The organism is Pseudomonas sp. NFPP28 (assembly GCF_900115535.1).
In the GTDB taxonomy this organism is placed as follows: Bacteria; Pseudomonadota; Gammaproteobacteria; order Pseudomonadales; family Pseudomonadaceae; genus Aquipseudomonas; species Aquipseudomonas extremorientalis.
In genome coordinates, this window is the sequence record NZ_FOWT01000001.1 from 331,673 (window position 1) to 358,634 (window position 26,962).

Genomic DNA, 26,962 nt, shown 5'->3' on the forward strand with positions numbered 1-26,962 from the left:
TAACTTAGTGTTGAAAACGGGTCGAGCACTGTCGACCCGGTGCCCGTCATTTATGACCCTGATGGGCGGCAATGCTGCTCTATGAAGCTTCTGAATATGCCAAGGCCGTTCTCCGTCAAAATGCTCTCGGGATGAAACTGGACACCCTCGATCGGATACTCCAGATGCCGGACACCCATGATGTATCCATCATCCGTCGAGGTGGAGGTCACGGCCAATTGCTGCGCCAGACACTGATGATCAATGATCAGCGAATGGTAGCGGGTCGCTTTGATCGAGCGCCCTTGGGTGTGGGTGTAGACGCCACAACCATCGTTCTCAATGGTGCTGATCTTGCCATGCATCACATGGTCGGCCCGAATGACCGAACCGCCGAATGCCAGACCGATGGCTTGGTGTCCAAGGCATACCCCCAAAATCGGCAGGCGCCCTTTGAAGTGCTGGATGACTTCGATATAGCCGGCATCCTTCGGATGGCCAGGGCCAGGCCCCAGGACGCAAAAATCTGGAGCATAGGCTTCGATACGCTGGATCAGGTCCGGAACATCATTGCGCTCCACATGGGTTTCCAACCCCAGCTGCTCAAGGTACTGGCTGATGATGAACACAAAACTGTCATAGGCATCAATCAGGAAGACTTTCATTGCAGCATCTCCTTTCCGGTAACAGCACGGTATACGGAACCCATCTTGTGGAAAGTTTCAGTCCACTCGTTATCCGCCACCGAGTCGGCGACCACGCCCGCCGAAGCCCTCAGGTAGTACGTCCCATCCTTATGGACCGCTGAGCGAATACAGAGCGCTGTATTGATACTGCCGTCGAAGCCAATCAGACCGACGGCTCCGGCATAGATGCCACGGCGGTTTTTTTCCATGCTTTCGATAATCTGCATGGCACGGATCTTCGGTGCTCCAGTCATGGTTCCAGCAGGAAAAGAGGCCTTGATCACGTCAAAGGCATCAAAGCCTTTTCGCAGTAACCCTCGCACGTTGGACACCATGTGATAGAGGTGGGAGTACTCCTCCACCAACATCAATTCGTCCAACTCAAGTGAACCTGGCTGGCAAACTCGGCCGATATCATTGCGGCACAGGTCCACCAGCATCAAATGTTCGGCCCGTTCTTTTTCAGAACGCGTCATGCTCAGGATCAGTTCGCTGGACGGTATGCCCGGTGTCTTGCCCACGGTACCGGCGATAGGCCGCATTTCAATCAGTTCGTCTTTGATACGAACGAATAACTCTGGGCTTGCGCCGATCAGATCAACGCCCCCCAGGTTGGCCAGATACATGTAGGGCGAAGGGTTGTTCTTGCGTAACGCGCGATAGACGTCGAACGGCTTGACCGGCGTATCCACCTGCACTTCATGACCCAGCTGGATTTGATAGATGTCACCTTGGCGGATGTGCTCCAGCGCCTTATCGACCCATCCCAGGAACTGCTCCTTTTGCACCGTATCGCGGGCGACCGTGACCGACGGGTAACTGATCGGTGTGTCATCCGCCGGAATCCCGGCCGCATCCGCCAGCAACGCGACGTAATCATCGGTGCTGCGAGACGCCCACAGGGCACTGTTGTTGACCATGACATCGACTGTTGCATTGGCGTGGAAATACATCAGCGTCTGAAACACGGTCAATGCAATGATCGGATAATCATTGGTTCGCTCGGTGAGGTCAGGAATATCTTCGACAAACCGAACGCAGTCGTATGACAGGTAACCAAAAAAGGCCAGGCTGGGATGAGTCTGGCGTGGAACGTTAAAAGGCGCTTGTAACGCACGCAATAAATCCCAGGTGGAATCGCTTGAATCAATCGCTATGCACCCGGCGGCGTCCACAACTATTCCGTTTTCCGACAGTGCATTTCTCAGGTAATTGATCAGCGGTTCATCGCCTTCAAGCGTTGCACGGCGCTCGTAGATTTTGACGGCCAGCAGAGGCTCTATTCCGATGATCGTCGCCTTGCGATCGCGGCTGGGGCCAGAGAGCGATTCGAGAATAAACGTCTTCTCCGCTCCCACTACTTTCGCCGCCGACTCATACACGGCAAGCGGGTCACATTTCATACGCTCACTATGCAGTTGGACACTGACGGGGGTGGTTATTCCACGCATGACATCACTCCTTGTTCTTGATAGCAGCCCATACAACAGAGATTCGAACGCACAGGGCGACGTTTCAAACTGTTGGGCAGTTCAACTTTCTAAGTATTGATATGAAGGACTCATTAACCACACGCCCACTCAAGGCCGGCAAAAGTTGAGACTCAAAAAAGAGACACAACTTCAGCGCACCCTTCGCGTATTACGATTTCCATGGGAACAGCCACGAAAGATCGAATAACAGCGTTCGGTTATTAATGAATCACTCTTGGGGGGTGTTTGACTGAAACAGACAGCAAGACACCGGCGGTCGCTGGATTAGCGACGCCAGATATTGCTTTTGAAAACCGAAAGATGGGCAGTGTTGGATTCGGAGCAAGATCCGAGGGTGTTATTCAGCACTGATAGTCGGTAGTACATTTAAGACTTCCTGTGTCTTGAGGGCATTGCAGGGTTAATTCCCGAATGCCCGTTGGATACTACTCATAGGATTATTAAGGGTCAACCTCTATTACCTACGTTTTATAAGTACTCACACCGGCGTGCGGGCAACGCTCATCAGACAAGAAACGCTTGAGCGCGTCCACAGTTTGCTCGGCACACTCCAGGTACGGAACATGCCCTGCCTCCTCGATGATACAAATGCTTGCCTGCGGTAAAAGACTGTAGGCCGCGTGCAGGCACGAAACATCAAACACGCGATCATTGCGCCCCCACACTATCAGGGTCGGGGCTTCAACCTGCTTCAATCGCAGCTGCAGCGGATACAGTCCGGCCACCTGAAAGTCCCTCAGTATTTTCCCGACCCTCGCATAACGCAGCGCCCCCTTGATGGCCAGCGCCCTTGCCAGAAACGCCGGAACCTTGGGTGGCCGAGTAAACACGGTCGCCCACAAGCCCTGCAGTTCGTCCACCGTTCGGTAGCCGAAGGGATGTCGCCCGGACTCAAGAAACTCGCTCATCGCCGGGCTCAGCTGTGCCGCCGGCAACCCTGCAGGCGCCAGCGCAATCAAGCGGGAAACGTCTGCCGGATAGCAGGCCGCGTAAAGACAGGCAATGCAACCCCCTATGGAACTGCCTATCAATACAAGATCGTTGAAGCGCTGTGCATCGAAAAACGCCTTCAGACGCTCGACCTGAGCCTCTGGACAATAGCTGTGTGAGTTATCGAACCACGACTCACCTTCGCCCGGCAGGTCCAGGAACACACAGTTGTGCGTGCGCACCATCGAATAAATGTGCGGCCCCCACTGATCCTTGCTGGCACCCAGCCCGTGCAGGAACACCAGGGTAGGCCCGGACCGCTCGCCGCTTGACTGCAAGTAGGGAACATCGTAACCACGCCCCTGCCATCGCCGAGCCTTGAGTCTGTAACGGAATCGGTTGCACTCACACAGGGCGCGCAATACCCACTGACTTGGCCGAATCATCAGGTCTCACCTCTGCGCCGAGGTGTTCTCGGCGTGCGCCCGCCGTGCCGGTAGACGCACCTGGCACAGTGCAACACCCAGCAGCACGGCGACGCCACCCACGACCAGACTCAGCGATACCCCCTCCTGTAACAGCAATTGGCTGACGGCAACCGCAAACACTGGTACGAGTAACAGGAACGGTGTCAAACGCTGGACAGGATGCCGCCCCAAAAGCCAGTACCACAGGCCAAAACCGATCAGCCCGCCGCTGACTGCGGTATATACCATAGCGGCCCAAGCCTTCGGGCTGGCCGTCAATACCGAACCCCAGGCGTGCCACTCCACCGCCGCAGACACCATCAGTAACTCCGGCGCCGCAATCAAGGCGGTCCATGCGCTTATCGCTACGGGGTTGAAAGGCCCCCAGCGCTTGGTAAGCACCGTCCCCACCGCAAAAACAAAGGCCGCCGCAATTACCAGCAAGACACCTGACAACGCACCTCCCTGGCCAACACCACCCAGTACCGTCAGCACGCCAAGCAGTGCAATGACAATCCCCGCCACCACCTGCAGGCCAATGTGTTCCTTCAATACAGCGAACGCCAGCAACAGTGTAAATGGCGTCGAAAGTTGATAGGCAATAGCGGACGTGGATGCATCCACCCGCGAAATGCCGCAATACAACAGCCCGAAATGCACGGCCCCAACCAACGAGGCAATCGAAAAGATGGGCAGCCATTCCTGGCGCTTGGGCACTCCGCAGAACGGCACCAATGCAACCGCCATCATGAAAAAGCGCATGGCAACCATCAGAATCGGTGGGAGCTCCTCGCCCCCGATTTTAACCGCAGTCACCTGGGCGCCCCATAAAAAGGCCACCAGTACGGCTATCAGTGAATCGCGAATAGGCATGTATCCCTCATCCCGTTTGAAATTGGACTTGTTTGAGCAGGCGCAGACGCTCGACGCGTTGGCGCGGCCGATCATGTAATTTGTGAAAGTGCTCAAGGAGGCGGTCCAGAGTTTCTCGTAACGCTTGTTCCGCTTCGGGGTCTTGAACCAATTGCGTGTTGAAGGTGGCCGGAAACCCGGAGCCAACCAGTACCATTTTGTTCAACAGCACGTTGAGTACCACCTGACCAAAGACGGCAGTGTGTCCGTAGCGGCGCCCCACCACGGCCACCGCGGCGAGTTTGTCCCTTAGCGGACGCTCTCTGGGACGCATGAAGCCGTACCCCACCCGCTCCAGGAATGCCTGGAAGCGACTGTTGGTGCCATAGGCATGCATAACGGGCAGGTAAAGGATGGCGTCTGCCTTGGCCATTTCATCGACAATAGCGGCGACATCGTCCTGCACCCCGCAGTCGGTGTGCGCGCACGCGTTGTCGGCATCGCAGTAGTCGATACGGTAATCACGCAACCAAAGGTCCTGGACCGTCGCTCGTCCCTCCAGATGGCGTCGAACCAACGACACCACCTGGCTGCTGACCCCGTGCGAGCGGCTTGAACCGACGATGACGATCAGCTTCATCAGTTCAGGACGCCTTGGCCAACGGCGCCTGGGCGAGACGTTCGTATTCCAGCAACGACTCTTCCAGCAACTGACCGGTGAGGTACAAGGTCACTCGCGTCACTTCTTTGATCAACGCCCGCTCTTCATCGGTTTTCACCGAACGCTGCATCGCCAGACGCACTTCTTCGGAATGTTTTTCGTCAATGGTCGAATGGGCAACGAAAAAGGTCATTTGCTCATCCTTGAGCCCCAGGTCAGTGCGAAACTTATTCAGGATAGGCTGAATGTGCTCGTACACCTCTTCTGCCCAATAGCTGTAACCAAGGCGGGCAACCGGCCCTAGACGAATGGAAACGTCGTTGAGATAAGCGATCAGTGCCTGGGTGGGGGGCAGCGGTGCAGGCAGTGTGTCAGGCAGGGCGCCAATCGATTCCAGGTCACGAATGACCATTTTTTCGTGGCCCAACTCTTCAAGTGCATGCTTGTAGACGAAGCGCAACAGCGTGGTCTGGCTGGGGTCCGCGCTGAACGCGCAAGCCGCTTGGTTGATAGAGTTGAATCGGGTGTAGTGGTACACCTGGAGCATTACCTGCTGATACAACTCCCGCGTAATCGGCTGCTCAAGGCTAGACTTCCAATAACGGCCTTGCTTGATCTTGGCCCAACCGCTATCAACAATCGCATCCAGTTCGTTGAATAACTTATCCATGAGCTACTTTTCCTTTGATGGTGTTAAAAACGGTATCCAGTTCCAGGTAAACCAGACTGTAATCACGTGATGATTGGCGGTTAGTCCAAGTAATGTCGTTGGCCAGCACATGGCCGCCTATATCGACATACAAGGCGGCCAAGCGCCCTCGGCATAACGCCGAGATATATTGAAACTGCGTATTGGCTTTCAACCAGATGGCGGTATGCAGAAGAAACACCCTCAGGTGCACACCTCCTCTGTATCGTTCATCCAATACCAATCGATTGGCATCAAACGAGTCCATCGGATGGGCAAAATAGTTTTCCACTTGAACAACACGCTCTACAAAACTCATGCCATGGCCCAACGGCGTTATACGGATAGCCCCGACTATCTCATCGCCATCCAGATAAGCCATATGGTACGAACAGGCATCGCGTAATGCCTCAGTATCGGAATAACTTTCTTCATTGGCCGGGTTGTCACCGATGTAACGAGCTCTCAACGCGCGGACCTTCTGGAACAGTTCACCTCTCGCCGAAACGATTTGCACGGACATGCTCATTCGCCGCCCTCGCCTATCGATTGCGCTGATCGATAATTCGCGCTTCTTTCCAGCTGAACCAACTGCCCAGGTTCACGTGGTCATCCAGGTCGTCGACCACCATGATGGTCGCATCGACACCCAGGCGCTCACGTACACGCTCACGAATCAACAAGGTCAATTGGCTGCGATCACCTTCATAGAACTTGGACATTTCCATCTTGGCAATCACCGTGTCCCTGCCGTTCACGCAGTTGATAACGATTTGATAGCCCAGGCATTGCTCTACGCCCTCAAGCAGCGCCTGCTCTATATGACCCGCTGTGAACGCCTTGCCATTGAGGGTCATCGCATCTTTCACGCGCCCGACGACCTTCATGACCTGTGCCTGGGAGATCGGATTTTTCGGATTTTTTTGAATACAGACCAAATCGCCCGTGCGGTAACGGATCAACGGTTTCACGCCGGCGATCAGCATGGTCACGCACAGTTCGCCTTCCCCACTGTCGCCCAGGCTTTCACCCGTCTGCGGGTTCAGCACCTCGATGATGTAGTTGAGGCGGTGCGGCATCAGTTGGTCGCTGGCGTTGGCAGCAGCAATGATCATTGCCTCCTGCGAGCCATACAGACTGTTGTAGGCTTCACCCCCCCAGAGGCTGTACAAATTGTTTTTCAAAGCGGGCGTACACAGCTCGCCACTCATCATGAACGCACGCAGATGAAAGTCCTCGCGCGGGTTGAAACCCAGCCGTTCGGCCTCCTTGGCCAGCGCCAGTAGCAGCCCCGGCGCCGACGCGACCACGCCGATGCGCAAGTCCTTCATCAACTGCAGGGTCTTGGGATATCCGATCACCGGGGAATGCGGCCAGATCTTGGCGTTACACACTCCAAGTTGATGACAGACATCACCCAAGGTATCGCCAAACGAGTGCACTTCAGTCGGGCCCATGATGCCAACAACGGTCTTCTCGTTAGGGAAATGCTTCTCCAGCACAGCCCGATAAGCCATAGACAGTTGTTTGTTACTGGCATAGCTTTCTTTTTTATCCCGAGGGCACGGAGTTGCCGGGCCGGTGGTGCCCGTTGTTTCATAATAATAAATGCTGTCTTCCAACGTACCGGAGAGAATGTCCATCATGGACTCTCGCAAATCATCCTTTGTGGTAAAGGGTAAAGCGCCAAGATCCGACAGAGTGATGCCGTCCACATCGATATCTTTAAAGTGCCTGGCATAGAACTCAGACTTATTTTTGACATGATGCAAGACTGTTCTAAGCTGCATTTCATGCCAGCGTTTAAGCTCGTACTCACTTAACGTATTGCTCCAGTACGCTTCGTGGATTTGGTCATAGTCAATAATGAACTCATCAAACACACTTTCCACACCCATTAGAGTTCCCCTCATCGCCGTAGGTTTTTCGTTGCTATTACGGTTGTCCGTCCTGGATGCGGACACTAGCAAGGCAAGAAAAACCAAACACCTGTCCACTCGACCAGTTGTATGCACGAAAACAATATGCTACGCGGAGAGTCGTACTCTGATTGCCCAGTAATACGACACGGCGTCAGGCTTCAGACAGGGCATGTATTGTGCTGAAACGAAAAAGCCCCGGCTCGCAGGAACCGGGGCTTTTTCATGGGGGCTGGGAAACACTCCTTCACAGCCCTGCAACAAAATCGCTACAAAATACTTAGGCGGCTACCTATCAACCGCCCGCCAGCCCGTATATAAAGTCACCCCACCCATCAGGCAGAAGGACGATTGACAGTCCTTGGGCTTTACTGTTGACACAACCTGATGCAATTACGCATTTTGTCTCAATTGCGCAGGCTGGGGCTCCAGCGCAGCATGTCCAGCCCGGCGTCCACCCAGCGTTCGGCTTCCTGATGCAGTTGGAAGCTGTCGGGTACCAGCAGCCACTGGCCGATCAGCCCGTTGATGTAGGCGTGGATGCACACCGCGCCACGGGTGGTATCGAGGTTTTCCGGAAGTTGCCCGCGATGGACCGCATTACGCAATGTCAGGCCGATGCGCAGGTTGCATTCCTGGCTGTGGGTCTGGCGCTGGCGACGCATGTCGCACATTTCATCGGTGAATTCGCACTTATGGAACAAGATCTCGTTGATGCGCCGGGTTTTCGGGTCCAGGGCCACTTGATGGAACAAATGAATCAACAACTTGCGCATACAGCCCAGCGGGTCGAGTTCATCCTCGCTTTCACTGGCCCTGGCCAACTCGTCCAGCGGCTCATGCAGCGTGTCGAGCAGCGCCTGGAGCAAATCGGATTTATTGCTGAAATGCCAGTAGATAGCGCCCCGCGTCACACCGGCCAGTGCGGCGATATCCGCCAGCGTGGTCCGCGCAACGCCACGTTCATAGAAGGCTTGCTCGGCGGCCTGGAGAATCTGGCTGCGCGTTTCCTGAGCTTCCTCTTTAGTGCGACGAACCATGGCAGTAAAACCTCAATCGGGACACGGTGGGTGGTGGTTGGCCACCGTCTGAATCATTGTGGGACGACACCGTCATGGGCGCCGAACGTACTAAAATCGAGGCTTTGGGCGTTGCTTTGTCAACATTCCGCGAAGCCTGTCAAGAGTTTACAAACAACCATGAACGTAAGTATATTGCGTAGCAAGCTACTTATCTACTCACAGCTTGTTTTTTACCCTTCCACACTTCTTGTGCGCACCTTGCGCGCCTGACCCGAGGATCTTCATGCAACTTAAGCCAGCTGTTACCGCTCTGGTCACTGCCGTCGCCCTGGCATCGCTGCTCAGCGGATGTAAAAAGGAAGAAGCGGCTCCGCCCGCCCAAACCCCTCAGGTCGGCGTGGTCACCATTCAACCGCAAGCCTATACCCTGACGACCGAGCTGCCAGGCCGCACCACCGCCTACCGCATCGCGGAAGTTCGCCCACAGGTCAACGGCATCATTCTCAAGCGCCTGTTCAAGGAAGGTGGCGACGTGAAGGAAGGGCAACAGCTCTACCAGATCGACCCGTCGGTGTATGACGCCACCCTGAAAAGCGCACAGGCCAGCCTGACCCAGACCAAGTCCATCTCCGACCGCTACAAGCAGTTGGTCGATGAGCAGGCCGTCAGCCGTCAGGAATACGACACCGCCGTCGCCAACCGCATGACCGCGGAAGCCAACGTTCAAACCGCCCAGATCAACGTGCGCTATACCAAAGTGTTCGCGCCGATCTCCGGGCGTATCGGCCGTTCTTCGGTAACCGAAGGCGCGCTGGTCAGCAACGGCCAGGCCGATGCCATGGCCGTCATCCAGCAACTGGACCCGATCTACGTCGACGTCACGCAGTCTTCGGCCGAAATGCTGAAACTGCGCCGCGACCTGGAAAGCGGCCAGCTGGAAAAAGCCGGCGCCAACGCGGCCAAGGTCAAGCTGACCCTGGAAGACGGCACTGCCTATGGCCAGGACGGCAAGCTGGAGTTCTCCGAAGTATCGGTCGACCAGACCACCGGCTCCGTGACCCTGCGCGCCGTGTTCCCCAACCCTGACCACACCCTGCTGCCAGGCATGTTCGTGCACGCCCAGTTGCAAGCCGGCGTGAACAGCAAGGCCATCCTGGCACCGCAACAAGGCGTGACCCGTGATATCAAAGGTATCCCGACCGCCATGGTGGTGAACAAGGACAACAAGGTCGAGCAGCGTCAACTGGTGGCCAACCGCACTGCCGGCGCCTACTGGCTGGTGGAAAAAGGCCTGGACGCCGGTGACCGCGTGATCACCGAAGGCCTGCAATTCATCAAGCCGGGCATCGAAGTCAAGGTCAAGGACGCCGACAACGCCAAGCCTGCCGGTTCTGCTCCCGCTCCTGCCGCCGCTGCTGGCCAGGGGGAGTAACCCATGTCGAAATTTTTTATCGACCGTCCCATTTTCGCCTGGGTAATTGCTCTGGTGATCATGCTGGTCGGGGCATTGTCGATCCTGAAGTTGCCCATCAACCAATACCCGGCCATCGCGCCAACCGCCATCGACATCCAGGTGACCTACCCAGGCGCGTCCGCACAAACCGTGCAGGACACCGTGGTGCAGGTGATCGAGCAACAGCTCAACGGTATCGACAACCTGCGTTATGTCGCCTCGGACAGTAACTCCGACGGCAGCATGACCATCACCGCGACGTTCAACCAGGGTACCAACCCGGACATCGCCCAGGTCCAGGTGCAAAACAAGCTGAACCTGGCGACCCCGCTGCTGCCGCAAGAAGTGCAGCAGCAGGGTATCCGCGTGACCAAGTCGGTGAAGAACTTCCTGATGGTGATCGGTCTGGTGTCGGAAGACGGCAGCATGACCAAGGACGACCTGTCCAACTACATCGTGTCCAACATCCAGGACCCGATCTCGCGGACGGCAGGTGTAGGTGACTTCCAGGTGTTCGGTTCGCAGTACGCCATGCGTATCTGGCTCGACCCGGCCAAGTTGAACAACTACCAGTTGACCCCGGTCGACGTCAGCACCGCCATCGCGGCGCAGAACGTCCAGGTGGCCACCGGCCAATTGGGCGGCCTGCCTGCCCTGCCCGGTACCCAGCTGAACGCAACCATCATCGGCAAGACCCGCCTGCAGACCGCTGAAGAGTTCGGCAAGATCCTGATGAAGGTCAATACCGACGGTTCCCAGGTTCGCCTGCGTGACATCGCACGGATCGAACTGGGTGGCCAGAACTACAGCATCAGCGCACAGTTCAACGGCAAGCCGGCGTCGGGTATGGCGATCAAGCTCGCCTCGGGCGCCAACGCCCTGGACACCGCCAAGGCCATCCGTGCCACCGTGGCGTCCCTGGAACCGTTCTTCCCGCCAGGCATGAAGGCAGTGGTGCCGTATGACACCACGCCGGTAGTGACCGAATCGATCTCCGGTGTAGTCCATACCCTGGTCGAAGCGATCGTGCTGGTGTTCCTGGTGATGTTCCTGTTCCTGCAGAACTTCCGCGCCACCATCATCACCACCATGACCGTACCGGTGGTATTGCTGGGTACCTTCGGGATCCTGGCCGCGTTCGGTTTCACCATCAACACCCTGACCATGTTCGGCATGATCCTGGCCATCGGCCTGCTGGTGGACGATGCCATCGTCGTGGTGGAAAACGTCGAGCGGGTAATGGCCGAGGAACACCTGTCGCCCAAGGAGGCGACGGTCAAGTCCATGGGCCAGATCCAGGGTGCCCTGGTCGGTATTGCCCTGGTGCTGTCGGCGGTACTGTTGCCGATGGCATTCTTCGGTGGCTCCACCGGTGTGATCTACAAACAGTTCTCCATCACCATCGTTTCGGCCATGGCGTTGTCGGTACTGGTTGCCCTGATCTTCACCCCGGCCTTGTGCGCCACCATGCTCAAGCCGATCGACCCTGAGAAGCACGGCCAACCCAAGCGGGGTTTCTTCGGCTGGTTCAACCGCACCTTCGACCGTGGCGTACTGAGCTACGAGCGCGGCGTGGGCAACATGATCAAGCACAAGTTTCCAGCATTCTTCGTGTACCTGATCATCTTCGCCGGCATGATCTGGCTGTTCACCCGCATCCCGAGCGCGTTCCTGCCGGAAGAAGACCAGGGCGTGATCTTTGCCCAGGTGCAGACCCCGGTCGGTTCTTCGGCCGAACGTACGCAGAAAGTCATCGACGACATGCGTGCCTTCCTGCTCAACGACAAGGAAGGCGAGCCGGGCGAAGGCAAGGCGGTGAAGTCGGTATTCACCGTAAACGGCTTCAACTTCGCCGGTCGTGGCCAGAGTTCGGGCCTGGCGTTCGTGATGCTCAAGCCGTGGGATGAACGGGATGCGTCCACCTCGGTATTCGAAGTGGCCAAGCGTGCCCAGGGTTACTTCTTCGGAGCGTTCAAGGACGCCATGGTGTTCGCCATCGTGCCGCCTTCGGTACTGGAATTGGGTAACGCCACCGGTTTCGACGTGTTCCTGCAAGACCAGGGCGGCGTTGGCCACCAGAAGCTGATGGATGCACGCAACCAGTTCCTCGGGGCTGCCGCGCAGAGCAAGATCCTGGCGGGTGTGCGCCCCAACGGCGTGAACGATGAGCCGCAGTACGAGCTCACCGTCGACGACGAGAAGGCCAGTGCCCAGGGTATTTCGCTGTCGAGCATCAACCAGACCCTGGCGATCGCCCTGGGTGGCAGCTACGTCAACGACTTCATCGACCGTGGTCGGGTGAAGAAGGTGTACGTGCAGGGTGAAGCCGCTGGCCGCATGTCCCCAGAAGACCTGGACAAATGGTACGTGCGCAGCGACTCCGGGAAGATGGTGCCGATGTCGGCGATTTCCTCGGGCAAATGGATCTACGGTTCGCCCAAGCTCTCGCGCTACAACGGTGTAGCGGCAATGGAAATCCTCGGTACCCCGGCCCCGGGCTACAGTACCGGTGACGCCATGGCCGAAGTCGAACGTATCGCCAAGGAACTGCCGGCCGGTATCGGCTACGCGTGGACCGGGCTGTCGTACGAAGAACGTCTGTCCGGCTCCCAGGCGCCTGCGCTGTACGCGTTGTCGCTGCTGGTGGTGTTCCTGTGCCTCGCGGCCCTGTACGAAAGCTGGTCGATCCCGATTGCCGTGGTGCTGGTCGTGCCGCTGGGTGTGGTAGGTGCGTTGATCGCCACCAGCATGCGCGGGTTGTCCAACGACGTGTTCTTCCAGGTGGGCCTGTTGGTGACGGTGGGCCTGGCGGCGAAAAACGCCATCCTGATCGTGGAGTTCGCCAAAGAACTTCACGAACAAGGCAAGGGCATCGTCGAGTCGGCCATCGAAGCCTCGCGGATGCGTCTGCGCCCGATCATCATGACCTCCATGGCGTTCATCCTCGGCGTATTGCCGCTGGCGATCTCCTCGGGCGCAGGTTCGGGCAGCCAGCATGCCATCGGTACCGGTGTAATCGGCGGTATGATCACGGCCACCGTGCTGGCGATCTTCTGGGTGCCGCTGTTCTTCGCAACCGTATCCGCCGCTGGCGAACGTAAAAAGACTGACACAACTGAAACCCCTAAAGAGGCTGGCCAATGAGCAAGTCGCTACTTTCCCTAGCCGTCACCGCATTCGTGCTCAGTGGCTGCTCGCTGATACCTGACTATCAGCGCCCCGAAGCGCCGGTGGCCGCACAGTTCCCGCAGGGGCCGGCGTATTCGTCGGCCCAGGCGCCGAGCCAGGCCGCTGTCGAGCAGGGCTGGAAGCAGTTTTTCCATGATCCTGCCCTGCAACAGCTGATCCAGACCGCGCTGGTGAACAACCGTGACCTGCGTGTCGCGGCCCTGAACATCGACGCCTATGCCGCGCAGTACCAGATCCAGCGCGCCGACCTGTTCCCAGCCGTGTCGGCCACGGGCAGCGGCAGCCGTTCGCGTACCCCGGCCCGCTTGTCGCAGACCGGCGAATCGACCATCAGCAGCCAATACTCGGCCGGTCTCGGGATCAGCTCGTATGAGCTGGACCTGTTCGGTCGCGTACGCAGCCTGAGTGAAGAAGCCCTGCAGAAGTACTTCGCCACCGAAGAAGCACGGCGCAGTACCCAGATCAGCCTGGTGGCCAGCGTGGCCAACGCCTACCTGACCTGGCAGGCCGACAAGGAACTGCTCAAGCTGACCCAGGACACCCTGGACGCGTACGAGCAAAGCTTCAAGCTCACCTCGCGCAGCAACGAAGTCGGCGTGGCCTCGGCCCTCGACCTGAGCCAATCGCGTACCTCGGTGGAAAACGCCCGGGTTGCCCTGGCGCGTTATACCCGCCAGGTGGCCCAGGACGAAAACAGCCTGACCCTGCTGCTGGGCACCGGCCTGCCGGCGAATATCGTCAGCAAGCCGCTGTCGGATAACCTGCTCAGCGAAGTGCCGGCCGGCTTGCCATCGGACCTGCTGCAACGTCGTCCCGACATCATGCAAGCCGAGTACAACCTCAAGGCCGCCAACGCCAACATCGGTGCGGCCCGTGCCGCGTTCTTCCCGAGCATCAGCCTGACCGCCAGCGCCGGTACCGCGAGCCCTAACCTCGGCGGCCTGTTCAAAGGCGGTTCGGGCACCTGGTCGTTCGCCCCGCAGATCAACATCCCGATCTTCAACGCCGGTAGCCTGCGCGCCAGCCTGGACTACTCGAAGATCCAGAAAGAGATCAACGTGGCCAACTACGAGAAGGCGATCCAGACCGGCTTCCAGGAAGTCTCCGACGGCCTTGCCGCACGTGAGACCTACAAGCAGCAACTGGACGCCCAGCGCGGCTTCGTCGCGGCCAACCAGGATTACTACCGCCTGGCCGAGCGTCGCTACCGCATTGGTGTCGACAGCAACCTGACGTTCCTCGATGCCCAGCGCCAACTGTTCAGTGCCCAGCAATCGCTGATCACCGACCGCCTGGCGCAGCTCACCAGCGAGGTCAACCTGTACAAGGCCCTCGGCGGTGGCTGGAGCGAGCAGACCGCGAAGAACGAGCCGTTGAAAGAAGAAGCACCGCCACTGAAGTTGTTCTGATAACACCCGCGTCAACGAAGCCCACCTTTTGGTGGGCTTTTTGCTTTTCTGCACCGGACAACTTGCGTTCGATCATCGCCCACAACCCGCTCTCCCCCACTTTCATCGCCCCCGCGCAGCCGCGCACCATGGCCGCCACCTGCATAAACCCAATAACAACAGGTCCTTACGCCATGAGCACTTTCCACCCGCGCCAGCTTTTGCTGGCAACCGCTGTCGCCAGTCTTTCCCTGCCCGCCCTCGCCGAGGAACACGGCTTCCTGGAAGACGCCAGCGCCAACCTCAACCTGCGCAATTTCTTCTTCAACCGCAATTTCACCAACCCCACCAAGACCCAGGGCGGCGCGCAGGAGTGGACGCAGAGTTTCATCCTCGACGCCAAGTCCGGCTTTACCCAGGGCACGGTGGGTTTCGGCGTGGATGTGTTGGGGCTGTACTCGTTGAAGCTCGATGGCGGGCGTGGCACCGGGGGGACCCAACTGCTGCCGCTGGACCACGACGGCCGCCCGGCGGATGAATTCGGGCGTCTGGGCGTGGCGTTCAAGGCACGTATTTCCAAGACGGAAGTGAAAGTTGGCGAATGGATGCCGGTGCTGCCGATCCTGCGCTCGGACGATGGCCGTTCCCTGCCGCAAACCCTGCGCGGTGGCCAGATCACCTCCAAGGAGATCGACGGCCTGACGCTCTACGGTGGCCAGTTCCGCGCCAACAGCCCGCGTGACGACAGCAGCATGAGCGACCTGTCGATGTTCGGTAAAACCGCATTCACATCGGACCGCTTCAACTTCCAGGGCGGCGAATACCTGTTCAACGACAAACGCACCCAGATCGGCCTGTGGAATGCCCAGCTCAAGGACATCTACAGCCAGCAGTTCGTCAACCTGACCCACAGCCAGCCGTTGGGCGACTGGACCCTGGGCGCCAACCTCGGCTTCTTCTATGGCAAAGACGATGGCAGCGCCCGCGCCGGCGAGCTGGACAACAAGACCTGGTCCGGCCTGTTCTCCGCCAGATACGGCGGCAACACCTTCTACGTCGGCCTGCAAAAGCTCACCGGCAACAGCGCCTGGATGCGGGTCAATGGCACCAGCGGCGGCACCCTGGCCAACGACAGTTACAACAGCAGCTACGACAATGCCCAGGAGAAATCCTGGCAGGTGCGCCACGACTATAACTTCGCCGCCCTCGGCGTGCCCGGCCTGACCCTGATGAACCGCTATCTCAGCGGCAGCAACGTGCACACCGGCACCATCACCGATGGCAAGGAATGGGGCCGCGAAAGCGAATTGGGCTACACCGTGCAGAGCGGCAGCCTGAAGAACCTGACCGTGCGCTGGCGCAATTCCAGCATGCGTCGCGACTACAGTAACAACGAGTTCGATGAGAACCGATTGATCGTCAGTTACCCGATCAGCCTGCTGTAAAGCCTCATAACATTTATCCTGGGAACGATCTGAAGCGTCCGGGCAACTTCATGAGACAGGGCCAGCGTTGGCTCTCTCATAGGGATTACACATGGACGCTTCAAATCGCATTGCATGCCCCCAGATCTTCAGCAACAGCCACTACACACCCGACCCACCGCCTCAACTGACGTTCACGTCCGACAGCCCGGTTCAAGCTCATCGGCATCCCTTTCTGGATGACGGCAATTTGAAGGCCTGCGGGCAATCAGTCTGGGAGCACGACCATGGCGAAAGCATCAGCAACAGCCTGATCCTTGAAACCGGTGACAACGCGGACCAGGTCCACATCAGCCAGACCCTGCCAGGCCAGTTGGACGTGAAGGTCAATGGCCGGCTGTATCGCTTTGACAGCCACGATAAAAACGGCGAGCCACTGACCTTTCACCTCAAGACCCACGGCGGTAACGACAACATCCGCATTGACGCCAACGTGACCCAACCCATCACGGTGGATGCCGGGGACGGCAATGATCGGGTGCGCGCCGGCAGTGGCTACACCCGCCTGTTCGGCGGTCCTGGCAACGACGTACTTCACCTCGGCAGCGGCCTTGGCTACGCCGAAGGCAACGACGGCGATGACATGATCTTTGGCGGCAGCGGCGACAACGTGATCTATGGCAACAACGGCAATGACCGCCTTTACGCTGGTACCGGGCCAAAAAGCAAAACCAGCTACCTGGACGGCGGCAACGGCAATGACCGCCTGTATGCCGGCAACGGCCATACGGTGTTGCATGGCGGCGCCGATAATGACCGCTTGATCGGCCACGACCGCAGTACGTTCTATACCGGCAGCGGTCGCGACGCAGTGATTGCCAATCGCCCCGGCGACCTGATCTACGCTCAATCCGGCGATACGATCCGGCACCTCAACGACTCGATATTAACCACCGTCACACCTGACCACGCGCCGCTTGAAGGGCTTGTCATAAAAGGCTCGGCCGACTTTATCCAACGGGTCGAAGACGATCTGGCCTTGCTGCGCAGCTCCCCCCAGGGCAAACAGATGCTTGCCGAAATGAACGCGATAGCCAGGCGCAACGGCGCACCGGTGACCGTGGTGGAGGACCAGTTCGACACGGGAAGCGGCTACACCTATGGCAGCCAGGAACTTAAAACCTTGTTGCAAAACGAACGCCCGCCGGTGGTCGGCGACGATCCCAAGTGGGGTTTCATGGTGGACGGCATGCCGGGGTCGCGGGCGGACCGGGCTGAAATCGTCTATAACCGCTCAGCCTTGGAAGTACTGTCCCACAGGACATACTCACCTATCACCGTCCTCTATCACGAAATGGTCCACGCCTATAACGCCGGAAACGGCACCGCGTTGACGGGCTCGACCGTAGAGGTGGTCAACGGGGAGTCAGTTGATGTCTCCAACAGCGAACGTCAAGCCGTGGGGCTGCCGACCACCCCAGAGTATCCCCCCAACCCCAAGCCCTTCACTGAAAATGCCTTGAACGAAGAAATGGGCAAGCCGCTGCGTACCCACTATTTCGACTGAGCCTGAACACCGCTCGTTGGTCAGACAGTAACTCAACACCCGCCATCTTGCTGTATCGTGCGCGCCTGCCGCTGCTGATCCACCCAGCAGTGGCCTCCTATTCGAGCCCGCGCCCATCATGAAACCCTTCGCCATCGCATCCGCCGTGCTTGCCCTGGCCCTGAGCCTCAGCGGCTGTATTGGCGCACCTGTCGCCCTGACACCCCAGACCGAGCAACGCCTGCAAGGCCAGGCGCCGATCCGTTTTCTGCTGACCTTCGATGACGGCCCCAGCGCATCGGGCTACAACAACCCGAGCCGCTCAGTGGTGGCTGACCTGGCACAAAACCCGGTACTGCCGGGGATCAAGGCGGTGTTCTTCCTGCAAACCGAAGCCTCACGCTCCGGGGGCAGCTCACGAGGCCGCAAGACCATGCAGCGCGAGTATGCGGCGGGTCACATCCTCGCCTTCCACACCGCTACGGCGTTTCATACCAACCATCGCTGGCTGAACGACGCCGAACTGGAACGCACCCTTACCCAAGGTGCCGCTGACATTGCGTCGATCACCGGCAACCCGCCGGTGCTGGTCCGCCCGCCGTTCTGGAATTACGACCGCCGCACCTTCGCCGCCTACCAGCGTCACGGCATGCAGGTGCTGCTCACGGATTTGAGTGCCAATGACGGCAAGATCTGGGGCTTCAACGGCAGCCCACGGCGCCGGGCCAATTTGTATCGGCAACTGTCGGTGGTGCGCGAACACATTGCGTTGGGCGAGTTGCCGACGGTGGATGGCGTGATCCCTGTGGTAGTGACCTTCCACGACATCAACCGCTACACCGCGCGGCATATGCAGGAGTACTTGCAGATCCTGCTGGACAGTGCACGGATGACCGGTATGAAGACCGCCGCTGAACCGTTCTACACCGACACGGCCGCCCTGCAACGTGCGGCGCTGGCACGCACGGTGAAGGACGTGAATGAACCGGTGCGTCTGCCGGGCGTGTGGAATTGGGTGTGGGATGCCGATTCCCACTGACCCCTATTCCCGCGACTCAACCCCCAACTCATCCCACACCGACTCGGCCAGATGAAAAGTGGCGTTCGCCGCCGGAATCCCGCAGTAGATCGCGCTCTGCATCAGCACTTCCTTGATCTCGGCGCGGGTCACGCCATTGCTGGCGGCGGCACGCAGGTGCAGCTTGAGTTCTTCACTGCGGTTCATGCCGATCAGCATCGCGATGGTGATCAGGCTGCGGGTATGCCGTGGCAGGCCGGGGCGGGTCCAGATATCACCCCAGGCGTGGCGGGTGATCATTTCCTGGAACTCGCTGTTGAACTCGGTCAGGGCATTGAGGCTGCGGTCGACATGGGCATCGCCCAGCACTTCGCGGCGCACTTGCAGGCCTTCGGCGTAACGTTGTTTCTCGTCCACAAACAGCTCCTCAGCGGGCCAGCAGGAATTCGATTACGCAGTCGCTGAACGCAGCGCCGGCCTGCACATTGGACAGGTGCGCCGCATAGAACTCGGCGTACTCGGCGCCCCGCACATGGTTCTGGATAAAGTGACCGCCAGCCGGTGGGGTGACCGCATCGTCGGTGCCGGCAATCACTAACGTCGGCACCTTGATCAAGGCCAGTTGCTCACGAAAATCCGCATCGCGCACCGCCGCGCAATTGGCGGCGTAACCTTCAGGCGAGGTCGCCGCGAGCATGTCGGTAATCTGCTTGGCCTGGTGCGGGTTGGCGGCTGCGAAATCAGCCGTGAACCAGCGTGCGATGGACGCATCGCGCAGCGCCACCATCGCCGCTGCGCCGTCACGCAACACCATCTCGATGCGAGGGTTCCACACCTCGGGCGTGCCGATCCTGGCGGCGGTGTTGCATACCACCAGGCGGTTCAGGCGCTCGCCCGTGTTGATCCCCAGCCATTGGCCGATCAGGCCGCCCATGGACAAACCGCAGAAATGCGCGCGTTGGATATCCAGCGCATCCAGCAGCGCGATCACGTCGCGGCCGAGCTGTTCGATGCTGTACGGCCCCGGGGTGACCAGGGATTTGCCATGGCCACGGGTGTCGAAACGCAGCACGCGAAAGTGCTGGGTGAAGGCCGCGATCTGGATGTCCCACATATGCAGGTCGGTGCCCAGTGAGTTGGACAACACCAGCACAGGCGCATCCACAGGCCCGTCCAGTTGGTAATGCAGGTCGCCTTCGGCGAGTTGTACAAATGCCACGGTGGTCTCCTCAAGCAAAGTGTTCGGCTACGGCGCGGGCGACCCAGGTGCAGGCCTGGCCCAGGTAGTGGGCCGGGTCGAGCAGGCGGTCCAGTTCGGCCGCCGACAGCTCGGCGGTGACTTGCGGCTCATCCGCCAGTACCGCACGCAAATGCCGTTGCTCGGTAACGGCACGCTTGCAGCAGTGTTCCAGCAAGTGGTGCGCCGTTTCCCGGCCCAGGCGTTGGGCGAGCACGCTGCTGACGGCTTCGGCCAGCACCAGGCCTTGGGTCAGGTCGAGGTTTTTGCCCATGCGCTCGGGGTCGACTTCCAACCCTTCGCTCACCAGCAGCGCCTGTTGCAGCGCGCCGGAAACCAGGCGGCAAATCTCGGGCAGGGTTTCCCATTCGGCATGCCACAGGCCCAGGCTGCGTTCGTGCTCCTGGGGCATGGCGCTGAACATCGTCGATACCAGCCCCGGCACGCGGGTGGCGGCGCCGATCAGCACGGCCGCGCCCACCGGGTTGCGCTTGTGCGGCATGGTGGACGAGCCACCCTTGCCCGGTGCCGACGGCTCGAACACCTCCGCCGCTTCGGTCTGCATCAACAGGCTGATATCGCGGCCCAGTTTGCCCAGGCTGCCGGCGATCAGGCCAAGCACGGCGGCGAACTCTACCAGTCGATCCCGCTGAGTGTGCCAGGGTTGTTCGGGCAGGGTCAGTTGCAGCTCGTCTGCCAAAGCTTCAGCCACCGGCATCGCCTGTTCGCCCAGTGCGGCCAGGGTTCCGGAGGCACCGCCGAACTGAAGCACCAGCAAGCGCGGCTTCAACTGCGCCAACCGTTGTCGACTGCGCGTCACCGCCCCCAGCCAACCGGCGATCTTCATCCCCAGGGTGACCGGCGTCGCATGTTGCAACCAGGTGCGGCCGGCCAAGGGCACGGCTGCGTAACGCTGGGCCTGGGCGGCCAGGATGTCGCCCAGGCGCGCCAGGTCGCTTTCGATCAACGCCAGCGCCCGGCGCAGTTGCAACACCAGGCCAGTGTCCATCACGTCCTGGCTGGTCGCGCCCAAATGCACATAACGTTCGGCCCCGGCGTCTTCACTGGCAATCAGCTTGCCCAGCGCCTTCACCAGCGGGATCGCCGAATTCCCCGCCGTGGCAATCGCCACGCCGAGGGCATCCACGTCGTACAGCGACGCCAGGCAGGCCTGGGCAATCGGTGCGACAGCGGCCTGGGGAATCAACCCGACCCGGGCCTGGGCCCGGGCCAATCCGGCTTCGAAATCCAGCATGCCCTGCAGGCGTCCGCTGTCGCAGAACACCTCGGCCATGCTGTCCGCCGTGAAGTAAGCGTCGAACAATTGATTGCTCGTGCGCAGTGTCATAACGCGTCCCTTATAGATCGTGGTGCAGGTACGCCGCCTGTTTCGGCAGACGCAGGCTGAACAGGAAAGCGATGGCCATCATCGCCGTCACATACCAATAGAAACTGTTCTCCATGCCGATGGATTTCAGACTCAGGGCGACGAATTCCGCCGAGCCGCCGAAAATCGCATTGGCCACCGCATAGGCCAGGCCCACGCCCAAGGCGCGCACCTGAGGCGGGAACATCTCCGCTTTGACCAGGCCACTGATGGAGGTGTAGAAGCTGACAATTGCCAAAGCTAGGGTAATCAGCACAAAGGCCAGGAAAGGGCTGCTGACGGTTTTCAGGGTGAGCAGGATGGGCACGGTGAACAGCGTGCCGAGGCCCGCAAACCACAACATCGAGTTACGCCGGCCGATCTTGTCCGCCAACATGCCGAACACCGGCTGCATGCACATGTAGAGGAACAACGCACCGGTCATGATGTAGCTGGACGTCTTGGCGTGCATGCCCACCGTGTTCACCAGGTACTTCTGCATGTAGGTGGTGAAGGTATAGAAAATCAGCGAGCCGCCGGCGGTGTAACCCAGCACCGTGATGAACGCGGCCTTGTGATCGCGAAACAGCGCGGCAATGCTGCCGGCGTCCTTGTCTTCGCGGGTTTCCTTGCTGGTGGTTTCTTTCAACGTGCGCCGCAGCAACAGGGAGATCACCGCCGCAATGGCGCCGATCACGAATGGAATCCGCCAGCCCCAGGCGCGCAGTTCTTCTTCGGTAAGAAACTGCTGCAGGATCACCACCACCAGCACCGCCAGCAACTGGCCGCCGATGAGGGTCACGTACTGGAAGGACGCAAAGAACCCGCGCTGGCCCTTGAGAGCCACCTCACTCATGTAAGTCGCGGTAGTGCCGTACTCGCCACCCACGGACAAGCCTTGGAACAGTCGCGCAATCAGCAGCAGGATCGGCGCCCAGACGCCGATGTCGTTGTAGGTCGGCAAAAAGGCGATGACCAGGGAGCCGGCGCACATCATCAGCACCGAAATCATCATTGAGTTCTTACGGCCATGCTTGTCAGCCACCCGGCCAAACAGCCAGCCGCCGATGGGGCGCATCAGGAAACCGGCGGCGAATACCCCCGCCGTATTGACCAACTGGACGGTAGGGTTGTCCGACGGGAAAAACGCCGGGGCAAAGTAAATGGCACAGAAGGCGTAGACGTAGAAGTCGAACCATTCGACGAGGTTGCCGGAGGATGCCCCGACAATCGCAAAAATCCGTTTGCTGCGTTCTTCTCCGGTGTAGTGACTCGTTGTTGTTGTCATGTGGTTTCACTCAGTGGGAACGGTTATAGCCTAGACATACTTTGCAACAACCATGTTCCGCAAGAAGACTTTTGGGTAGGTGGTGCCTGAACCGGCCCCATCGGGGGCAAGCCCCCTCCCACATGTTGACCGCACCGCCTATCAAATGTGGGAGGGGGCTTGCCCCCGATGGGGCCCGGAAAAACCACTCAATAATCGAAGAACACCGTTTCCTTATCCGTCCCCTGCAAAATCACATTCCACTGATACACCCCCGCCGCATCCTGCCGGGCGATCAAGGTGCCACGACGCTCCGAGGGCACACACGCCAGCAACGGGTCCTGCCCATTCAGCGCCTCGCCCTCGAAATAAATCCGCGTGAGCAAGTGCTTCACCAACCCACGGGCAAACACCAGCACCACCAGGTGCGGCGCCTGGGTGGTGCCCTTCAGTCCCGGTACGGCGCCCGGCTTGATGGTGGTAAAGCGGAACCGCCCTTCGGCATCCACCGGCACCCGGCCGAAACCTTCGAAGTTCGGGTCCAGTGCCTTGTCCTGCTCATCCTCCGGGTGATCGTACTTGCCGGCGGCATTGGCCTGCCAGACTTCGAGCATGGCGTCGTTGACGACATCACCATTGCCATCCACCACCTGCCCGCTGATCGCCACGCGCTCGCCAAGGGTGGCAGCCACGGTGAGGTCTTCACGGTTCAGCCAGGTCAGGCCGATGTGGTAATACGGCCCGACGGTGTGGGACGTGGTCGCATTGAGTGTCATCTCATTTCTCCATCGGCGTGGCGTCGCGGCCGCGCAGGACGATGTCCCAGCGGTAGCCGAGGGCATAGGAAGGAATGGTTTTTTCCAGGTCGAAACGGGCGATCAAGCGTTCCTTGGCCGAGGTGTCCGGCACGCAGTTGTAGATCGGGTCGTATTCCAGCAGCGGGTCTCCAGGGAAATACATCTGCGTGACCAGGCGCGTCAGCACGCTAGGGCCGAACAGCGAAAAGTGGACATGCGCCGGGCGCCACGCGTTGTGGTGATTGCCCCAGGGATACGCGCCGGGCTTGATGGTCTGGAACTGGTACCAGCCGTCGGCGTCGGTGACCGTGCGGCCGGTGCCGGTGAAGTTCGGGTCCAGCGGTGCGTCGTGCAGGTCGCGCTTATGGTTGTAGCGGCCGGCGGCGTTGGCCTGCCAGATTTCCACGAGGATGCCCGGCACCGGCAAGCCGTTTTCGTCGAGCACGCGGCCGTGAATGATGATGCGTTCGCCTTGGGGCTCGCCTTCATGCTGGGCGGTGAGGTCATTGTCCTTCGGGTTGACCCGCTCGGCGCCGATGGTCGGGCCGGTGATTTCCGACAAGGAATGGGGCAGGAACACCAAGGGCTGCGACGGCGAACGCAGGTTCGTCGACTGGTAGGCCGGGTGCAGGTAATCCGGTTGAGTGCCCGCTTGCGGGCGCCGGTATCCGGGCTTTTCACTCATGGAGCAATCCTCTCTTGTTAGATGCGTTCAATCGCCAGGGCCAGGCCTTGGCCGACGCCCACGCACATGGTCGCCAGGCCTTTGCGGCCGCCGGTTTTTTCAAGCTGATGCAGCGCCGTCAGCACCAGCCGCGCGCCGCTCATGCCCAGCGGATGGCCAAGGGCAATGGCGCCGCCGTTCGGGTTGACCTGGGGTGCGTCGTCGGCAATGCCCAGCTCACGCAAGACGGCCAGGCCTTGGCTGGCGAAGGCCTCGTTGAGTTCGATCACGTCAAAGTCGGTGACGGCCAAGCCAAGGCGCTCGACCAGTTTGCGCACGGCCGGCACCGGGCCGATGCCCATCACCCGTGGCGCGACACCAGCGCTGGCCATGCCCAATACGCGAGCGCGAGCGGTCAGGCCATGTTTCTTGACCGCTTCGGCGGAAGCCAGGATCAGCGCCGCCGCACCGTCATTCACACCCGATGCATTGCCGGCGGTAACGGTCTTGTCGGGGCCATTGACTGGCTTGAGTTTGGCCAGGGCTTCCAGGGTGGTGTCCCGTGGATGCTCGTCCTGCTCTACCACGGTTTCGCCTTTTTTATGGGCGACCCGCACCGGCACGATTTCTTCGGCGAAGAAACCGGCGGCTTGCGCGGCGGCAGTGCGTTGCTGGCTGCGCAGGGCAAAGGCGTCCTGGTCGGCACGGGACACCTTGTAATCGTCGGCGACGTTATCGGCGGTCTGTGGCATCGCATCCACGCCGTACTGCTCTTTCATCAACGGGTTGATAAAACGCCAGCCGATGGTGGTGTCTTCCAGCTTCATGTTGCGCGAGAACGCCGCGTCGGCCTTGCCCATCACGAACGGCGCGCGGGACATCGACTCGACGCCGCCGGCAATCGCCAGCTCCATTTCGCCGCTGGCAATTGCACGGAAAGCGGTGCCAATCGCGTCCATCCCCGAGGCGCACAAACGGTTGAGGGTCACGCCCGGAATGCTTTCCGGCAAGCCCGCCAGCAACAGCGCCATGCGCGCCACGTTGCGGTTGTCTTCACCGGCCTGGTTGGCGCAGCCGAGGAAGACCTCATCGACTGCCGTCCAATCCACCGACGGGTTGCGCTCGATCAAGGCCTTGATCGGCAGCGCCGCCAGGTCATCAGCCCGCACGGTGGACAGGCCACCGCCAAAACGGCCGATGGGGGTACGAATGGCGTCACAGATAAATACATCGCGCATCAGGCTTCTCCCGGTGCTTGGCCATGGGCGGCCGCGGTGCGTGCTTCAAGGTCACGCAGGGCGGTCAGCTCTACATCAGTGGGTTCGGCGGTGGTGTCGACCTGCTCGGCAAACCGAATCGCCCAACCGGTGGCGGCCACCACTTGCTCGCGGGTCACGCCCGGATGCAGCGCGGTGACTACGAACTCATTTGTACCGGCTTCCGGCTCCATGATGCACAGGTCGGTAATGATCCCTACAGGCCCTGCGCCCGGCAGGCCCAGGCGCTTGCGCGAGTCGCCGCCTTCGCCGTGGCCGACCGAGGTGATGAAGTCCAGCTGGTCGACAAACGAACGCGCCGACTGCTTGAGGATGATCAGCACGCTCTTGGCCGAACCGGCGATCTCCGGCGCGCCACCGGCACCCGGCAGGCGCACTTTGGGCTGGTGGTAGTCACCCACCACGGTGGTGTTGATGTTGCCGAAGCGGTCGACCTGGGCGGCGCCGAGGAAGCCCACGTCGATGCGCCCGCCCTGCAGCCAGTAGCGGAAGATCTCGCCGGTCGGCACCACGGTGTCGGCGGTTTCCGCCAGTTCGCCATCACCGATGGACAGTGGCAGTACCGATGGCTTGGCGCCAATCGGGCCGGACTCGTAGATCAGCACCACATCTGGCGACGACGTCAGGCGCGCCAGGTTGGCCGCCTTGGACGGCAAGCCGATGCCAACGAAGCACACGGAGCCGTTCTTGAGGCGGCGCGCGGCGGCAACGGTCATCATTTCATTGGTCGAGTAAGCCATTACTTGGCCTCCTGCGCGGTGGCCAGCCTGGCCTGGAATTCGGTGAAGTCGGCGGTGCCGTGGATGTATTCGTTGATCCAGGCGGTAAAGGTCCCGCGGTCGCGGGCGATCGGGTCCCACGCCTGGTAGAAGCGGTTATCGCGCTCGTTGTAACCATGCGCGTAGGACGGGTGTGCGCCACCAGGTACATGGCACACCGCCGTCAGGGCCCAGGTCGGCAAGACGCAGCTGTTCATCGGTGCATTCAAGTCATCGACGATTTCTTCGACGGTGACGATGCAGCGCTTGGCCGCCAGGGCCGCTTCCTTCTGCACACCGAGGATGCCCCACAGCAACACATTGCCCTTGCGGTCGGCTTTTTGCGCGTGGATCACGGTGACGTCCGGTCGCACCGACGGCACCGCCGCCAGCACTTCGCCGGTGAATGGGCAGGTCACGGTCTTGATCAGCGGGTTGACCTTGGGCAGGTCGGAACCAGCGTAGGCACGCAACACCGCGAATGGCAGGCCCGACGCACCGGCGACGTAGGCATTGGCCAGGTCGGCGTGGCTGTGTTCTTCGATTTCCAGCGGTTGCGGCCATTGCTTCTCGACCGCGTCGCGCAAGCGATGCAGGGAACCCACGCCGGGGTTGCCGCCCCAGGAGAAAATCAACTTGCGGGCACAGCCGGCACCGATCAACTGGTCGTAGATCAGGTCAGGCGTCATACGCACCAGCGTCAGGTCTTTCTTGCCCTGACGAATGAATTCATGACCCGCTGCCGTAGGGATCAGATGGGTGAAGCCTTCGAGGGCGACGGTGTCGCCGTCGTTCACAAATTGCTTCACCGCGTCACGCAGCGCGAGGATTTCAGCCATGGGGTTCGGGCTCCCGGTGTGGATCGAAAAAGGCGCTGAGGT

At 60.0% G+C, this 26,962-nt stretch carries 24 protein-coding genes; 6 read left to right on the forward strand and 18 right to left on the reverse strand.

The annotated features are described in order from the left end of the window. Nucleotides 1-50 precede the first annotated feature (50 nt). From BM110_RS01660 to BM110_RS01700, 9 genes are all read right to left on the reverse strand, one after another. The gene (locus BM110_RS01660) at nucleotides 51-644 is read right to left on the reverse strand and encodes an anthranilate synthase component II (RefSeq protein WP_093512133.1); all 594 of its coding nucleotides are present in this window, start codon (nucleotides 642-644) and stop codon (nucleotides 51-53) included. Further along, complete coding sequence (locus BM110_RS01665; protein WP_093512135.1) at nucleotides 641-2,116, reverse strand: anthranilate synthase component I family protein; 1,476 nt, start codon at nucleotides 2,114-2,116, stop codon at nucleotides 641-643. The genes BM110_RS01660 and BM110_RS01665 overlap by 4 nt, the downstream gene beginning before the upstream one ends. A gap of 503 nt (nucleotides 2,117-2,619) precedes the next feature. Further along, nucleotides 2,620-3,390, reverse strand: a complete 771-nt coding sequence (locus BM110_RS01670) for an alpha/beta fold hydrolase (RefSeq protein ID WP_240039845.1) — start codon at nucleotides 3,388-3,390, stop codon at nucleotides 2,620-2,622. A gap of 150 nt (nucleotides 3,391-3,540) precedes the next feature. After that, entirely contained in the window at nucleotides 3,541-4,428 is an 888-nt protein-coding gene (locus BM110_RS01675; protein ID WP_093512139.1) for a DMT family transporter, read from the reverse strand. Nucleotides 4,429-4,435: 7 nt separating this feature from the next. Beyond that, entirely contained in the window at nucleotides 4,436-5,047 is a 612-nt protein-coding gene (locus BM110_RS01680; RefSeq protein WP_046034490.1) for a flavodoxin family protein, read from the reverse strand. 4 nt (nucleotides 5,048-5,051) lie between these two features. Then, on the reverse strand, nucleotides 5,052-5,738 hold the full coding sequence (locus BM110_RS01685; protein ID WP_093512141.1) for an iron-containing redox enzyme family protein: 687 nt from the start codon (nucleotides 5,736-5,738) through the stop codon (nucleotides 5,052-5,054). Continuing rightward, entirely contained in the window at nucleotides 5,731-6,285 is a 555-nt protein-coding gene (locus BM110_RS01690) for an acetyltransferase (protein WP_093512143.1), read from the reverse strand. The genes BM110_RS01685 and BM110_RS01690 overlap by 8 nt, the downstream gene beginning before the upstream one ends. Nucleotides 6,286-6,298: 13 nt before the next feature. Beyond that, entirely contained in the window at nucleotides 6,299-7,654 is a 1,356-nt protein-coding gene (locus tag BM110_RS01695; protein WP_093512145.1) for a phenylacetate--CoA ligase family protein, read from the reverse strand. A gap of 428 nt (nucleotides 7,655-8,082) precedes the next feature. Beyond that, complete coding sequence (locus tag BM110_RS01700; protein ID WP_071488878.1) at nucleotides 8,083-8,715, reverse strand: TetR family transcriptional regulator; 633 nt, start codon at nucleotides 8,713-8,715, stop codon at nucleotides 8,083-8,085. Nucleotides 8,716-8,980: 265 nt separating this feature from the next. On the opposite strand from BM110_RS01700, the gene BM110_RS01705 reads away from it, so the two are divergent. From BM110_RS01705 to BM110_RS01730, 6 genes are all read left to right on the forward strand, one after another. After that, on the forward strand, nucleotides 8,981-10,129 hold the full coding sequence (locus BM110_RS01705) for an efflux RND transporter periplasmic adaptor subunit (protein WP_058425202.1): 1,149 nt from the start codon (nucleotides 8,981-8,983) through the stop codon (nucleotides 10,127-10,129). Nucleotides 10,130-10,132: 3 nt separating this feature from the next. Beyond that, nucleotides 10,133-13,294: an efflux RND transporter permease subunit gene (locus tag BM110_RS01710; RefSeq protein WP_071488877.1), complete on the forward strand. Its 3,162-nt coding sequence runs from the start codon at nucleotides 10,133-10,135 to the stop codon at nucleotides 13,292-13,294. After that, nucleotides 13,291-14,748 (forward strand): AdeC/AdeK/OprM family multidrug efflux complex outer membrane factor, encoded by a 1,458-nt coding sequence (gene adeC / locus BM110_RS01715; RefSeq protein ID WP_071488876.1) that lies wholly within the window; start codon nucleotides 13,291-13,293, stop codon nucleotides 14,746-14,748. The genes BM110_RS01710 and adeC overlap by 4 nt, the downstream gene beginning before the upstream one ends. A 173-nt stretch (nucleotides 14,749-14,921) precedes the next feature. Next, nucleotides 14,922-16,172, forward strand: coding sequence for an OprD family porin (locus BM110_RS01720; RefSeq protein WP_092241291.1), 1,251 nt, complete (start codon nucleotides 14,922-14,924; stop codon nucleotides 16,170-16,172). A gap of 91 nt (nucleotides 16,173-16,263) precedes the next feature. Continuing rightward, entirely contained in the window at nucleotides 16,264-17,718 is a 1,455-nt protein-coding gene (locus tag BM110_RS01725) for a M91 family zinc metallopeptidase (protein WP_093512147.1), read from the forward strand. Nucleotides 17,719-17,836: 118 nt separating this feature from the next. Continuing rightward, a complete protein-coding gene (locus BM110_RS01730) occupies nucleotides 17,837-18,736 on the forward strand; it encodes a polysaccharide deacetylase family protein (RefSeq protein ID WP_093512149.1) in 900 nt (299 codons plus the stop codon). A 3-nt stretch (nucleotides 18,737-18,739) separates the two neighbouring features. Here the strand turns inward: BM110_RS01730 and pcaC are convergent, their stop codons facing one another. The 9 genes from pcaC to BM110_RS01775 all read right to left on the reverse strand — a co-directional run bounded on the left by pcaC (nucleotide 18,740) and on the right by BM110_RS01775 (nucleotide 26,920). After that, entirely contained in the window at nucleotides 18,740-19,132 is a 393-nt protein-coding gene (gene pcaC, locus BM110_RS01735; RefSeq protein WP_028619276.1) for a 4-carboxymuconolactone decarboxylase, read from the reverse strand. A gap of 10 nt (nucleotides 19,133-19,142) precedes the next feature. Then, a complete protein-coding gene (gene pcaD / locus BM110_RS01740) occupies nucleotides 19,143-19,934 on the reverse strand; it encodes a 3-oxoadipate enol-lactonase (RefSeq protein WP_092241285.1) in 792 nt (263 codons plus the stop codon). Nucleotides 19,935-19,944: 10 nt separating this feature from the next. Continuing rightward, nucleotides 19,945-21,300, reverse strand: a complete 1,356-nt coding sequence (locus BM110_RS01745) for a 3-carboxy-cis,cis-muconate cycloisomerase (protein WP_092241283.1) — start codon at nucleotides 21,298-21,300, stop codon at nucleotides 19,945-19,947. A gap of 10 nt (nucleotides 21,301-21,310) precedes the next feature. Then, nucleotides 21,311-22,606, reverse strand: a complete 1,296-nt coding sequence (locus BM110_RS01750) for an MFS family transporter (protein WP_092241281.1) — start codon at nucleotides 22,604-22,606, stop codon at nucleotides 21,311-21,313. Between the two features lie 188 nt (nucleotides 22,607-22,794). Further along, nucleotides 22,795-23,361, reverse strand: a complete 567-nt coding sequence (gene pcaG / locus BM110_RS01755; protein WP_092241279.1) for a protocatechuate 3,4-dioxygenase subunit alpha — start codon at nucleotides 23,359-23,361, stop codon at nucleotides 22,795-22,797. 1 nt (nucleotide 23,362) lies between these two features. Further along, nucleotides 23,363-24,067, reverse strand: coding sequence for a protocatechuate 3,4-dioxygenase subunit beta (gene pcaH, locus BM110_RS01760; protein ID WP_093512152.1), 705 nt, complete (start codon nucleotides 24,065-24,067; stop codon nucleotides 23,363-23,365). Nucleotides 24,068-24,084: 17 nt separating this feature from the next. Next, nucleotides 24,085-25,287: a 3-oxoadipyl-CoA thiolase gene (gene pcaF / locus BM110_RS01765; protein WP_170856036.1), complete on the reverse strand. Its 1,203-nt coding sequence runs from the start codon at nucleotides 25,285-25,287 to the stop codon at nucleotides 24,085-24,087. Further along, nucleotides 25,284-26,063, reverse strand: a complete 780-nt coding sequence (locus BM110_RS01770) for a CoA-transferase subunit beta (RefSeq protein WP_092241272.1) — start codon at nucleotides 26,061-26,063, stop codon at nucleotides 25,284-25,286. The genes pcaF and BM110_RS01770 overlap by 4 nt, the downstream gene beginning before the upstream one ends. Further along, nucleotides 26,063-26,920, reverse strand: a complete 858-nt coding sequence (locus BM110_RS01775; protein WP_093512155.1) for a CoA transferase subunit A — start codon at nucleotides 26,918-26,920, stop codon at nucleotides 26,063-26,065. Before BM110_RS01775 ends, BM110_RS01770 begins: the two co-directional genes overlap by 1 nt. Nucleotides 26,921-26,962 lie beyond the last annotated feature (42 nt).

Coding starts and splice junctions, on each gene's coding strand:
- BM110_RS01660 (WP_093512133.1), bottom strand. CDS start 644: ATGAAAGTCTTCCTGATTGATGCCTATGACAGTTTTGTGTTCATCATC.
- BM110_RS01665 (WP_093512135.1), bottom strand. CDS start 2,116: ATGCGTGGAATAACCACCCCCGTCAGTGTCCAACTGCATAGTGAGCGT.
- BM110_RS01675 (WP_093512139.1), bottom strand. CDS start 4,428: ATGCCTATTCGCGATTCACTGATAGCCGTACTGGTGGCCTTTTTATGG.
- BM110_RS01680 (WP_046034490.1), bottom strand. CDS start 5,047: ATGAAGCTGATCGTCATCGTCGGTTCAAGCCGCTCGCACGGGGTCAGC.
- BM110_RS01685 (WP_093512141.1), bottom strand. CDS start 5,738: ATGGATAAGTTATTCAACGAACTGGATGCGATTGTTGATAGCGGTTGG.
- BM110_RS01690 (WP_093512143.1), bottom strand. CDS start 6,285: ATGAGCATGTCCGTGCAAATCGTTTCGGCGAGAGGTGAACTGTTCCAG.
- BM110_RS01695 (WP_093512145.1), bottom strand. CDS start 7,654: ATGGGTGTGGAAAGTGTGTTTGATGAGTTCATTATTGACTATGACCAA.
- BM110_RS01700 (WP_071488878.1), bottom strand. CDS start 8,715: ATGGTTCGTCGCACTAAAGAGGAAGCTCAGGAAACGCGCAGCCAGATT.
- BM110_RS01705 (WP_058425202.1), top strand. CDS start 8,981: ATGCAACTTAAGCCAGCTGTTACCGCTCTGGTCACTGCCGTCGCCCTG.
- BM110_RS01710 (WP_071488877.1), top strand. CDS start 10,133: ATGTCGAAATTTTTTATCGACCGTCCCATTTTCGCCTGGGTAATTGCT.
- adeC (WP_071488876.1), top strand. CDS start 13,291: ATGAGCAAGTCGCTACTTTCCCTAGCCGTCACCGCATTCGTGCTCAGT.
- BM110_RS01720 (WP_092241291.1), top strand. CDS start 14,922: ATGAGCACTTTCCACCCGCGCCAGCTTTTGCTGGCAACCGCTGTCGCC.
- BM110_RS01725 (WP_093512147.1), top strand. CDS start 16,264: ATGGACGCTTCAAATCGCATTGCATGCCCCCAGATCTTCAGCAACAGC.
- BM110_RS01730 (WP_093512149.1), top strand. CDS start 17,837: ATGAAACCCTTCGCCATCGCATCCGCCGTGCTTGCCCTGGCCCTGAGC.
- BM110_RS01745 (WP_092241283.1), bottom strand. CDS start 21,300: ATGACACTGCGCACGAGCAATCAATTGTTCGACGCTTACTTCACGGCG.
- BM110_RS01750 (WP_092241281.1), bottom strand. CDS start 22,606: ATGACAACAACAACGAGTCACTACACCGGAGAAGAACGCAGCAAACGG.
- pcaG (WP_092241279.1), bottom strand. CDS start 23,361: ATGACACTCAATGCGACCACGTCCCACACCGTCGGGCCGTATTACCAC.
- pcaH (WP_093512152.1), bottom strand. CDS start 24,067: ATGAGTGAAAAGCCCGGATACCGGCGCCCGCAAGCGGGCACTCAACCG.
- BM110_RS01770 (WP_092241272.1), bottom strand. CDS start 26,063: ATGGCTTACTCGACCAATGAAATGATGACCGTTGCCGCCGCGCGCCGC.
- BM110_RS01775 (WP_093512155.1), bottom strand. CDS start 26,920: ATGGCTGAAATCCTCGCGCTGCGTGACGCGGTGAAGCAATTTGTGAAC.